Here is a 12,190-nt window from a genome sequence, read left to right on the forward strand (position 1 = left end):
ATTCATAAATATATCGTGAGGTGTAGTGAGAAGATGAAGACAAGTATCAAATGGATAATTCGACTAAGTACACTATCTTTATGTTTCATTATGTTTGGAATCATGTATTCTGGCGTTTCTTATGCAGCTGATCCGTCTACACAGGCAAAGGTATCAGGTAAAGTTACGGATCCCGAAGGATTTCCTATCCAGGATGCAACAATTAAGTATTCTCTTAGATACCAAGGGGAAAAGACTGAAAAAAGCGTGAAGACAGATGCCACTGGAAGTTATTCCATCCTGGAATCTGTTCAGGATTATACGGAAATCAGTTTTATAATTGAAGCAGAAGGATATGTGACAGACAGGCATCGTAATACCTACTATTTGTCAGAAGGGGAACAGATTTTGGTTAATTTTGAGCTTTACGAACCTTCTACGATTGTAGGATCTGTAACCGATCAAACAGGCAAGCCGATTCCGGATGCCCTGATCAAAGTAACAGGGGCGTCGGATCGCTCGGTTAAAACGAATGAGCAAGGCCGGTATGCCGTTACTGGGCTTGATTTCGACTATAATCCGAACATTGCAATCTGGGTAGATTCTGCGGATTATATGCTTTATGAACAGGATCGTTTGAATGTTCAAGCTGGAAAAACCTTAATCGTAGATGTTGTTTTGACAGAAGCAGCACACGTCCGCGGAAAAGTAGTAGATGAGGAGGGCAACCCAGTCACTGGAGCTAAAGTGAATGCTGGAGTCTCGGCAACAACGGATGCTCAAGGCAACTATTTTATAAAACGCGTGCCAACAGGCGCCAGAACAATAACGGGGGAAGCATCAGGATACTTAAAAACTAGCCTTAACGTTACCCTTGTACAAGGGGATCATAATACGTTTAATATCGTACTGAAGAAAGATGCAGATGTTACTCCCCCAGTAACCAAGTACAGATTAGTTCCAATCACAGACACCGTAAATGGGAAGACATACATCAAAGGATTTACGTTTAGACTCCAGGCTACCGACGAAGTCAAAGGATCAGGTGTAAAAACAACGCAATATCGAATCAATGGAGGAGCGTGGAAGAACTATGAAGGGCCTGTCCAATTTTTTGCTCCCGAGGTCAAGGTGGTAGAGTATTACAGTACTGATGTTGCTGGTAACCAGGAGAAGTACAACAAAATGGATTTTGTTAAAGGTACTTTTGAAGGAGCAGGTCCATACTGATTCGAGCGTTGACGTGATCGTAATTTCCTGACGGTGCAAATTGGCTGGTTCAAAATAGACGGCTCTGACTTGATGATCGCCATTAGTGGATCAGGATTCGGAGTCGTCTTTTTCATTCTTGCGCCTGTAGTCATAGTTTTCGGAGCCATCCCTTTGAATCTCCTGAACATAAGGGTGTATAATCAAGGATGTAATCTGGAGTTATAATCTTTTGATTAGTCATAAACGAGTTATACAAGACCGTAAGTCTTTGTTACGGTTACAAGTGATATTATAATCAGGGAGGTACGGCCGATGAGTAAAGTTACAAAAACAAGTAATGTAGTCAGAGAAGCGATTCAAAATCGTCGCACGGTGAAAAAATTTAAAAAAGAAGCTGTTCCTACACAGCAAATTATAGAATTGCTGGACACTGCAGTCTGGGCCCCTAACCATAAACTGCGTGAACCTTGGAGGTTCCTGTTATTTACCGGGAATGGGCGGAAGAAACTGGCTGAGGCCATTGACGCAGAAATGGGAGAAGACAATAAATTTTCAGCGAATATTATGCAAGTTCCATCCGTTATGCTTGTTGTTCTGGAGGAAGATCCAAGACAGAATATCTGGGACGAAGACTTCGCTGCGGTAAGTGCATTGGTTCAGAACTTTATGCTTGCAGCCTGGAGTGAAGATATTGGTACATTCTGGGTGACCAAGCCATTCCTTTACGCTCCCAAATTCCGCAAACCTCTTGGCATAGAGGCGGGTGAGAAGATTATAGGCATGGTTTACATGGGATACCCCGATGTTATTCCTTCTGCCAAAGAACGTACACCTGCGAAGGACAAACTGACTCTTTTTGAGTGATGAAAAATTGACGTACAAGTACCTCTCCTCAAAAGAGAGCCACTTGTACGTTTTTTTGTTGTGATGACATATCCCTATATTAAAAATTCAATGATATATTCGTCTTGACCATGCTATTCAGCCTACAGGTTGATGATATCGGGTTATGATTTTTGGTGAACTTGTTCTTCCTTCGTATACTTCTCAAAATAAATTAAGATCCAATTGACGATACTGTATGGCTTCAGCCACATGAGCTGTCACAATTTCACCATCATGGTCCAGGTCGGCAATGGTCTGTGCCATCTTGATAATCCGATCATGTGCACGCATGCTCAGGTTCAAGGTTTGCAGTGTTTGCTCTAACAGTTGCTCTGCCTCATGGGGGAGATGGATCGTTCGTCGCAAAAGTGTGCCCGAAAGCTGGCTATTCCAGCGAACCAAACTTTGGGCATAACGGGTCGCCTGAATGTGATGAGCATGGATGACTTTTGACTGCATTTCTTCAGAGGAAGGGGAAGCAGCAGACTTGCGCCACTCGCCTGGTGGAGGAACCTCAACCTGAAGATCAATACGGTCCAGCAATGGCCCTGAAATTTTGGCCCGATACGCCGCAACACGAGCGGGACTGCATATACAGCGCTGCTCCTCCGAATGAGCGGACAAATATCCGCAGGGGCAGGGATTCATGGAACATGCGAGCATGAACTGGGCTGGGAAGGTGAATGCCGCCCGCGCCCGGCTAATCGTCACTGTGCGATCCTCTAACGGCTGCCTTAATACCTCCAGCACTTGACGCTGGAACTCAGGTAATTCATCCAGAAAAAGTATGCCCCGGTGGGCAAGGCTAACTTCACCCGGTTTTGGTATACCACCGCCTCCAATCAGACCAGAGGTGGATATCGTGTGGTGAGGGGAGCGAAAAGGTCTGTCTGCAATCAGGCCTTGAGGCGCTTCTTTTAACTTGCCTGCGGCACTTAATACTTTGGTTACTTCTAACGCTTCATCTTCTGACAGTGGTGGAAGGATGGTAGGCAAACGTTTGATTAACATCGTTTTGCCCGTGCCTGGTGGTCCAACGAGCAGTATATTATGCATGCCGGCTGCAGCAATCATAAGCGCGCGTTTGACATGATGCTGTCCCAGAACATCACTATAGTCATCTGCAAATGATGGTATTTGACTCGCATTTCCATCCGCCTTCTTGTAAGTTTTATCTGTTATAGGAGCAACGAGGTGAGCATAGTTTTTCAACACAATGGGTCCTGAATTTGAATGATGTGGTGTTCCCACTGAACTAGTTGATTGATCTGGGTTTACCGGAGCTATATCCTGCAAATGCCGAATGCCATACACCTGGATACCTCGAATCAGTGACGCTTCCTCCACGTTATCATAAGGGAGGAGCATGGACGTAAAGCCTTGTCTTTTGGCCAGATCCACCATGGATAAAATGCCGGGTACGGATCTGATCGAACCGTCCAATGCCAGTTCGCCAACCACGAGTGTCCGTTCCTGGGGAGGAAGTACAAGCTGGCCGCTTGTCATAAGTAAACCAATAGCAATGGCTAGATCAAAGGAAGATCCTTCCTTGCGCAGATCGGCAGGGGCCAGATTGATTGTGATCCGCTGTAAAGGATACTGATATCCGCAGTTTTTAATCGCTGCACGAACACGTTCAACAGCCTCACGAATGGCTGAATCCGGTAAGCCGATGATGGAGGTCTGTGGCAGACCATTGGATAAATCGGTTTCCACCTCAATCAGAACGCCATCGATTCCGTACAAACACGCACTGTGTAATTTTCCGTACATGACAAAGAAACACCTCACTCGATTCTTGACTCCGCATAACACGGGCCAGTCTACGAATTAAGGTGCTTCCTCAGCTTCTATTAAGCATTTTATATAAAAGGAATCATGGAGTCAACCTGTCATTATCATAGCTGTAAACATCATTCCTGATCCCTGAATTTTATTTTTGGAAGGAAATCATTCAATAGCTTTGGCGAAAATGGCCTACGTATAAAATGTCATTAATGGTTATCAAATTGAGCCGGAGAAAGCGTGGATTTATTCCATGGACTTATCTTTTATTTTTATTGAATCATGATGATGTATATTTATTTCTATTTCTATTTTACACAATCTAATTTAACATAATTAAATTGAATAGTAAAATCATTTGTGCTCAATTATTCTGTTTTTTTTCTAATTTGTGATAAGATAGATTTATAGTTCCTTTCTATAAGGAATAGAATGCACAATAGGCAGGTGAGAAAGACATATGCAGACTGACAGTTTGAAGCTGGATAACCAATTATGCTTTGCCATATATGCTTGTTCACGTGAGATTACGAAGATGTACCAACCTTATTTGGAGGTACTTGGCGTAACATACTCCCAGTATCTGGTCTTGATGGTATTGTGGGAACGTGAAGAATGTACGGTTAAGGAGATCGGGGAGGCGCTCTATCTCGATTCGGGAACATTGACACCACTTCTCAAACGGTTGCAGTCAGCAGGACTTATTAATCGCGAACGCTCGGCTCAGGATGAACGAAAAGTATTAATTACACTAACAGACTCCGGCCGTGAGTTGCGGAACAAGGCATTGTCCATACCTGCAGCCATTCAGGGAGACGCGTGTTTGAACAGTACAGAGTTTGAAGCTTTATTGGGTCAGTTCAAAGGGTTGCTGGAAAAAGTTCACGAAACCAACACGAACGCAGCCAAAAAATAAAATGTAGTTTTACATCAAGGAAACCTTAGCTTATAGCTGAGGTTTTTTCCATATATACCCAAGCATTCACAATATGGGATCATACTCATATCAAAATACTGTCTATTAACCATTAATTTTTTAAGGAAAGCGTTTTAAAAACGTGTTACAATGAATTGGGTTTAAGTGAAAATAGTCAACATTTGTCTTTTGTTAGTCTACCAACCCGCCTTGTTGCAGTCATGTTGATAGGAGGATTCGAGAATGAATATCCATGAATATCAAGGAAAAGAAGTACTGAAACAGTATGGAGTTACCGTTCCAAACGGAAAGGTTGCTTATACAGTCGATGAAGCGGTTGCGGCCGCAGAGGCACTGGGCAGTCCGGTGACTGTTGTTAAAGCGCAAATTCACGCAGGTGGCCGGGGTAAAGCCGGCGGCGTAAAAGTGGCGAAGAGTACGGATGAAGTTCGTGCCTATGCTTCCGAAATTCTGGGTAAAGTATTGGTAACACACCAAACTGGACCAGAAGGCAAAGAAGTGAAACGTCTTCTGATTGAAGAAGGATGCGATATCCGCAAAGAGTATTATGTGGGTGTTGTTGTGGACCGTGCCACAGGCCGTGTAGTTATGATGGCTTCCGAAGAAGGCGGTACTGAGATTGAAGAAGTAGCTGAAGCTACACCTGAGAAAATTTTCAAAGAAATTATTGACCCTGCCATTGGATTGCAAGTGTTCCAGGCGCGTAAACTGGCTTACAGCATTAAGATTCCGAATGAATTGGTGAACAAAGCCGTTAAGTTCATGCTCGCGCTGTACACTGCATTTGTCGAAAAAGATTGCTCTATTGCTGAGATCAATCCTCTCGTTGTTACCGGAGATGGAAACGTTATCGCTCTAGATGCGAAATTAAACTTTGACTCCAACGCCTTGTTCCGTCACAAAGACATTATGGAACTGCGTGATCTGGATGAAGAGGATGAAAAAGAAATCGAAGCTTCCAAATACGACCTCAGCTACATAGCACTTGATGGCAACATCGGCTGTATGGTCAATGGTGCGGGACTTGCGATGGCAACGATGGACATTATCAAATACTACGGTGGAGACCCGGCCAACTTCCTTGACGTTGGGGGCGGTGCTACAACGGAGAAGGTGACAGAAGCATTCAAAATCATCTTGTCCGATGCCAAAGTAGCGGGGATCTTTGTTAACATTTTCGGTGGTATCATGCGCTGTGATGTTATCGCCAATGGTGTTGTTGAAGCCGCGAAGCAGCTTGGCCTGACCAAACCGCTGGTTGTTCGTCTTGAAGGAACTAACGTGGAGCTTGGCAAACGTATTTTGGGTGAATCTGGCCTGAATATCGTTCCTGCTGATTCCATGGCCGATGGTGCACAGAAAATTGTTGCCCTCGTAAAATAAGTTCATTCCTTAGTACCGGAGCTGTCCGGGAATTGAAAAATAACCGTAAGGATGTGAAGCAACGTGAGTATTTTGATCGATAAAAATACAAAAGTCATTACGCAAGGCATTACGGGTTCAACGGGAATGTTCCACACGAAGGGCGCATTGGACTACGGAACCCAGATGGTAGGCGGAGTTACACCGGGTAAAGGCGGAACTAATGTGGATATCACGCTGGAAGACGGTACAGTAGCCAGTCTGCCGGTGTTCAACACTGTGCAGGAAGCGAAGGAAGCTACAGGCGCAACAGCGAGCGTCATTTACGTTCCTCCTGCATTTGCAGCAGATTCTATTATGGAAGCTGTTGACGCAGAGCTGGACCTCGTAATCTGTATTACAGAAGGTATTCCGGTTCTTGACATGATTAAGGTTGACCGCTTCATGGAAGGTAAAAATACCGTCCTGATCGGACCGAACTGTCCAGGTGTCATTACACCAGGCGAATGTAAAATCGGTATCATGCCTGGTTATATCCATATGGCAGGGCACGTGGGCGTTGTTTCCCGTAGTGGAACACTTACCTATGAAGCCGTTCATCAACTGACGACGCGTGGCATTGGACAATCTTCTGCTGTAGGAATCGGGGGAGACCCTGTAAAAGGCTCCGAGTTCATTGATATCCTCAAACGGTTCAATGAAGATCCACAGACTCATGCGGTCATCATGATTGGTGAGATTGGTGGTACAGCTGAAGAAGATGCTGCTGATTGGGTTCGCGAAAACATGACCAAACCGGTTGTGGGCTTTATTGGTGGCGTAACAGCGCCTCCAGGCAAACGTATGGGCCATGCTGGCGCTATTATCTCTGGTGGTAAAGGTACAGCCAAAGAGAAGATTGCCAAGCTGGAATCTTGCGGTATCAAAGTAGCCCCAACACCTGCTGAGATGGGCTCGACTTTGGTGAGTGTACTTGAAGAGCGTGGTATTTTGAATTTGTGCACGACACATTAATTCCTTTTCGTTATAATAGAAGAAACGGCTCAGAAATGATGTATTTTTGGTAAGCCGACTATTATGGATACGGAAAAGGTAAGCAACCTTTTGTCCTTAAACAGGGCGAAGGGTTGCTTTTTTGCGTTTTTTTACGAGAAAAAGAAAGTGAAGTTACTTCTTATCTACGTAAACGCTTGCAATCCGTGACCACATCACACACAATATGAGGGAAGATTCTCTTCCCGCTCTGGGAGGTTTATGGTATGAAAGAACGATGGATCTTGTTTGGTTTGCATGAGATGGAAGGGATAGGCAAGAAAACAATCTCGAAACTAGTTCAGGGACAACATGAATTGTCCGATCTCTTGAATTATGAAGAAGGGGATTGGGCTACGGCTGGCTTGCGTAAAGATCAGGCTGCCCGTTTGGCTAGTCAATTTAACCAGAACTGGATTGAGTGTAGAAGAGAACACGTTTACAATCAGGGAATAGAGGTTATTACTTATCTGGATCAGAATTATCCCATATTAATGAAGGAAACCGTTCAGCCTCCTTGGGTAATGTATGGTCGAGGAGATGTTAGTTTGTTACATACCCCTTCGATGGCAATGGTGGGAACTCGTATGCCGACCGTGTATGGGCGCAAAGTTGGTGAGAAGCTGGCAGAACAATTATGCAATGCAGGACTGACGATCGTAAGCGGACTTGCCCGTGGTATTGATAGTGCATGTCATGATGCAGTATTACGTGCTAAGGGCAAAACGATTGCAGTATTCGGAACAGGGATTGATAATATATACCCGCCTGAAAATACAAGCCTTGCCGAGCGAATTGCGGAGACGGGTCTGCTTTTGTCAGAATATCCACCAGGTACGAGAGCACGTCAGGGACTATTTCCGGAACGGAATCGCATCATAGCCGGACTGACTTTGGGAACATTGGTTGTTGAGGCTGACATTCGCAGTGGTTCACTTATCACAGCAGATGCTGCGCTTGAAGCAGGAAGGGATGTATTTGCAGTGCCTGGACCCATCACCTCACCGAAGAGTAGGGGAGCACATAATCTAATCCGTCAAGGGGCCAAATTGGTTACTTGTGCAGCAGATATATTGGAAGAGTATCGTTTGGGCTTGCCAAATGCAGATCAACTTCCTTACAATAGAGGACGTTCGACTGAAACAACGGAGCCTTCCAGGCAGGGGATATTCACTGAGGTTAAGGTCTCTCCCGATGAACAACGTGTGATTTATCTGTTGGAACAGGAGAAGCAATCCCTTGATCAATTGGTTGAACAGCTAGGTTGGGATTTTGGACATTTGCATTCAGTTCTGTTATCTTTAATCATAAAAAAGCAGATTAGCCAATTACCAGGCACTAAATATGCGAGGGTATGATGATGCTGCAATCTAAGCAGCGTGTGGAAATATATAATTAGCTGAAGTTATTACCTATGCATAAGCATACAGAAACAGTTACATGACAGTTTCATGACTGAGAGGAGGATGAACCTATGGCGGATGCACTCGTAATCGTGGAGTCGCCCTCAAAGGCGAAGACGATAGGCAAATATTTAGGCAGCAAGTTCATCGTGAAAGCTTCGATGGGACATGTTCGCGATTTGCCAAAGAGTCAGATCGGCGTTGAGGTGGAGAATGATTTTAATCCGAAATATATTACGATCCGCGGCAAAGGTTCAATTTTGAAAGAACTGAAGGATGCACGAAAGAAAGTGAAAAAAGTGTATCTCGCAGCTGACCCGGATCGCGAAGGTGAAGCTATTGCATGGCACTTGGCCCATGCTCTCGAATTGGACGATACGGCAGATTGCCGTGTAGTATTTAATGAAATTACTAAACAGGCTGTCAAGGATGCGTTCAAAACGCCGCGGAAAATCAATATGGATTTGGTGAACGCGCAGCAGGCAAGACGTATTCTGGATCGGCTTGTTGGATATAAAATTAGTCCATTGTTATGGAAAAAAGTTAAAAAAGGCTTATCTGCAGGCCGGGTTCAGTCCGTAGCTGTCAAAATCATTTTAGATCGTGAAAATGAAATTGATGATTTTGAACCGGAAGAATACTGGAGCATTACCGCTAAACTGACAGCAGACGGCAATCCGTTTGAAGCTAAGTTTCATAAACTGAACGGGGCCAAAACAGAACTGGGTAGTGAAGCGGAAGTGCAAGCGATCTTGAAACAGATCGAAGGTGCAGACTTTACGATCAAGGAAGTGAAAGAGAAAGAACGCAGTCGTAACCCTTCCGCTCCGTTTACAACGAGTTCTTTGCAACAGGAAGCAGCTCGTAAATTGAATTTCAGAGCTTCCAAGACGATGTCGGTCGCCCAACAACTATATGAAGGTGTAGACCTTGGAAAAGAAGGCACAGTAGGTCTCATCACGTATATGCGTACGGACTCCACACGAATTGCGGCATCTGCACAAGAAGAAGCCAAAGAATATATCGTTGGGAAGTACGGGGAGTCATTTGCGCCTGAGACACCACGGAATTATTCCAAAAAAGCTACTAATGCTCAAGATGCGCATGAAGCAATACGTCCAACTTCAATTTTGCGTGATCCCGATTCAATCAAGTCATTCATGAGTCGCGATCAGTTCCGTCTGTATAAACTAGTTTGGGAACGTTTTGTGGCGAGCCAGATGTCTTCAGCCATTTTGGATACACTTTCTGTAGATATTGCTGCGGGAGACACGATTTTCCGTGCAGCAGGTTCGAAGGTGCGGTTCCAGGGCTTCATGAAGGTATATGTTGAAGGGAACGATGATGGTACAACTGATGAAGATCGTCTGCTGCCTCCGCTGAAAAGTGGAGATGTGCTGGAGAAGCAGGAAATTGAGCCAAAACAGCATTTTACACAACCGCCACCCCGATATACGGAGGCAAGGTTGGTTAAAACGCTTGAGGAATTGGGTATAGGGCGTCCGAGTACATATGCGCCAACACTGGAGACCATTCAGAAGCGCGGATATGTTGCGATAGAGGAAAAGAAATTCATGCCGACCGAGCTGGGTGAACTGGTCATTGAGCAGATGGAAGAGTTCTTCCCGGAAATTCTGAATGTTGAATTTACCGCAAACATGGAAGGTGACCTTGACCATGTGGAAGAAGGTTCGGAGGATTGGGTTAAAGTACTCGCAGAATTCTACGAATCTTTTGAGAAACGGCTTGAGTTTGCGGAAGAAGAAATGAAAGAAATCGAGATTGAAGATGAAGTATCGGATGAGATCTGTGAGAAGTGCGGCAAACCGCTCGTTTACAAGCTTGGACGATTTGGCAAGTTTCTCGCGTGCTCTGGCTTCCCTGATTGTCGGAATACCAAACCGATTATTAAGGACATCGGTGTAACTTGTCCGAAATGTAAGGAAGGTCATGTTGTTGAGCGTCGTAGTAAAAAGGGACGTATTTTCTACGGATGTGACAAGTATCCTGAATGTGATTTTGTCTCATGGGACAGACCTTCAGCCAAACCATGTCCAAGTTGTGGATCGTTAATGATTGAAAAGCGGAACAAAAAGGGAGCACGATTGCAGTGTACTTCATGTGATCATCAGGAGCCGGTGGATGAACCGGATGACGAATCAGCGGATTAACATATATGTGAATCAAATCAATTATAGTGAAATATGAAATTGCTTTATGGGGGTAAATGATTTTGACGAATGAACAACAAGTAACCGTTATTGGTGCCGGGCTGGCAGGAACAGAAGCGGCCTGGCAGATTGCAAGTCGCGGCGTACGCGTAAAATTATACGAGATGAGACCTGTTGTGAAAACGCCAGCTCATCATACGGATAAATTTGCAGAACTGGTATGCAGCAATTCGCTGCGTGCGAATGGATTGACCAATGCAGTGGGTGTGTTAAAAGAAGAAATGAGAATGCTCAATTCTCTTGTATTGTCAGCAGCAGACAAACATGCGGTTCCCGCAGGTGGAGCACTTGCTGTGGACCGGGATGGATTTTCAGGCGAGATTACATCCAAGTTGCATCAGCATCCGCTCATCGAAGTGGTGAATGAGGAACTAACATCTCTGCCGGAAGATGGCATCGTTGTTGTTGCAACAGGGCCGCTGACTTCACCTGCATTGTCTGAGCAAATTAAGGCACTAATGGGGGAAGAGTATTTCTACTTCTATGACGCAGCTGCACCGATTATCGAAAAAGATTCAATTGATATGAACAAGGTGTATCTGGCTTCCCGTTATGATAAGGGTGAAGCGGCATATCTGAACTGTCCGATGACAGAAGAAGAGTTTGATGTCTTCTATGAAGCTCTCATCACTGCTGAAGTCGCTCAATTAAAAGAGTTTGAGAAAGAAATCTACTTTGAAGGCTGTATGCCAATCGAAGTGATGATGAAACGCGGAAAACAGACGGCTCTGTTTGGTCCTATGAAACCGGTAGGTCTGGTTAACCCGCATACAGGAGAGTTACCACATGCGGTTGTTCAGCTTAGACAGGACAACGCAGCTGGAACCCTGTATAATCTGGTGGGCTTCCAGACGCATCTGAAATGGGGAGAACAAAAACGTGTCTTCTCGCTTATTCCGGGACTTGAAAATGCAGAGTTTGTCCGTTATGGTGTAATGCACCGTAATACATTTATTAATTCTCCTAAACTTCTTCTTCCGACATACCAGTTTAAAGAGCGTCCAAACCTGTTCTTTGCAGGTCAGATGACCGGTGTAGAAGGATATGTGGAATCTGCTGCATCAGGGCTTATTGCCGGTATGAACGCAGCCAAAGCAGCGCTTGGGCAGGAACTGGTGGTACTGCCGGTAGAAACAACACTTGGCAGTATGGCTCAGTATATTACAACTGCTGACTTCAAGCACTTCCAACCCATGAATGCAAACTTTGGTTTATTGCCGAAGCTTGAAACGAAAATCCGTAACAAAAAGGAAAAAAATGAAGCTCTTGCACAGCGTGCACTGGATGGTATCACTAGTTTTGCTGCGGCAGAAGGTCTAACTGTTCCGGAACGCGTATAAATTATTCGTGGGAGGAGGCTGATA

At 44.8% G+C, this 12,190-nt stretch carries 9 protein-coding genes; 8 read left to right on the forward strand and 1 reads right to left on the reverse strand.

What is annotated here, in order from left to right; genetic code table 11:
• Positions 1-33 precede the first annotated feature (33 nt).
• Positions 34-1,209: a carboxypeptidase-like regulatory domain-containing protein gene (locus MKZ12_RS11210; protein ID WP_339260424.1), complete on the forward strand. Its 1,176-nt coding sequence runs from the start codon at positions 34-36 to the stop codon at positions 1,207-1,209.
• A gap of 294 nt (positions 1,210-1,503) precedes the next feature.
• On the forward strand, positions 1,504-2,055 hold the full coding sequence (locus tag MKZ12_RS11215) for a nitroreductase (protein WP_339241560.1): 552 nt from the start codon (positions 1,504-1,506) through the stop codon (positions 2,053-2,055).
• A 183-nt stretch (positions 2,056-2,238) separates the two neighbouring features.
• Here MKZ12_RS11215 and MKZ12_RS11220 read toward each other — a convergent pair whose 3' ends face one another.
• Entirely contained in the window at positions 2,239-3,849 is a 1,611-nt protein-coding gene (locus MKZ12_RS11220; protein WP_339260426.1) for a YifB family Mg chelatase-like AAA ATPase, read from the reverse strand.
• Positions 3,850-4,321: 472 nt separating this feature from the next.
• Here MKZ12_RS11220 and MKZ12_RS11225 point away from each other — a divergent pair, with 472 nt between their 5' ends.
• The 6 genes from MKZ12_RS11225 to trmFO all read left to right on the forward strand — a co-directional run bounded on the left by MKZ12_RS11225 (position 4,322) and on the right by trmFO (position 12,166).
• A complete protein-coding gene (locus tag MKZ12_RS11225) occupies positions 4,322-4,777 on the forward strand; it encodes a MarR family transcriptional regulator (protein WP_339260428.1) in 456 nt (151 codons plus the stop codon).
• 243 nt (positions 4,778-5,020) lie between these two features.
• The gene (sucC, locus tag MKZ12_RS11230) at positions 5,021-6,181 is read left to right on the forward strand and encodes an ADP-forming succinate--CoA ligase subunit beta (protein WP_339241565.1); all 1,161 of its coding nucleotides are present in this window, start codon (positions 5,021-5,023) and stop codon (positions 6,179-6,181) included.
• 63 nt (positions 6,182-6,244) lie between these two features.
• Positions 6,245-7,174, forward strand: a complete 930-nt coding sequence (sucD, locus tag MKZ12_RS11235; protein ID WP_036609382.1) for a succinate--CoA ligase subunit alpha — start codon at positions 6,245-6,247, stop codon at positions 7,172-7,174.
• 245 nt (positions 7,175-7,419) lie between these two features.
• On the forward strand, positions 7,420-8,550 hold the full coding sequence (gene dprA / locus MKZ12_RS11240; RefSeq protein ID WP_339260430.1) for a DNA-processing protein DprA: 1,131 nt from the start codon (positions 7,420-7,422) through the stop codon (positions 8,548-8,550).
• 116 nt (positions 8,551-8,666) lie between these two features.
• Positions 8,667-10,766 (forward strand): type I DNA topoisomerase, encoded by a 2,100-nt coding sequence (gene topA / locus MKZ12_RS11245; RefSeq protein ID WP_339241569.1) that lies wholly within the window; start codon positions 8,667-8,669, stop codon positions 10,764-10,766.
• A 62-nt stretch (positions 10,767-10,828) separates the two neighbouring features.
• Positions 10,829-12,166 (forward strand): FADH(2)-oxidizing methylenetetrahydrofolate--tRNA-(uracil(54)-C(5))-methyltransferase TrmFO, encoded by a 1,338-nt coding sequence (trmFO, locus tag MKZ12_RS11250; RefSeq protein ID WP_339260433.1) that lies wholly within the window; start codon positions 10,829-10,831, stop codon positions 12,164-12,166.
• Positions 12,167-12,190: the final 24 nt, after the last annotated feature.

It is taken from the genome of Paenibacillus sp. FSL R5-0713, from assembly GCF_037973325.1.
Taxonomy (GTDB): domain Bacteria; phylum Bacillota; class Bacilli; order Paenibacillales; family Paenibacillaceae; genus Paenibacillus.

Coding starts and splice junctions, on each gene's coding strand:
- MKZ12_RS11210 (WP_339260424.1), top strand. CDS start 34: ATGAAGACAAGTATCAAATGGATAATTCGACTAAGTACACTATCTTTA.
- MKZ12_RS11215 (WP_339241560.1), top strand. CDS start 1,504: ATGAGTAAAGTTACAAAAACAAGTAATGTAGTCAGAGAAGCGATTCAA.
- MKZ12_RS11220 (WP_339260426.1), bottom strand. CDS start 3,849: ATGTACGGAAAATTACACAGTGCGTGTTTGTACGGAATCGATGGCGTT.
- MKZ12_RS11225 (WP_339260428.1), top strand. CDS start 4,322: ATGCAGACTGACAGTTTGAAGCTGGATAACCAATTATGCTTTGCCATA.
- sucC (WP_339241565.1), top strand. CDS start 5,021: ATGAATATCCATGAATATCAAGGAAAAGAAGTACTGAAACAGTATGGA.
- dprA (WP_339260430.1), top strand. CDS start 7,420: ATGAAAGAACGATGGATCTTGTTTGGTTTGCATGAGATGGAAGGGATA.
- topA (WP_339241569.1), top strand. CDS start 8,667: ATGGCGGATGCACTCGTAATCGTGGAGTCGCCCTCAAAGGCGAAGACG.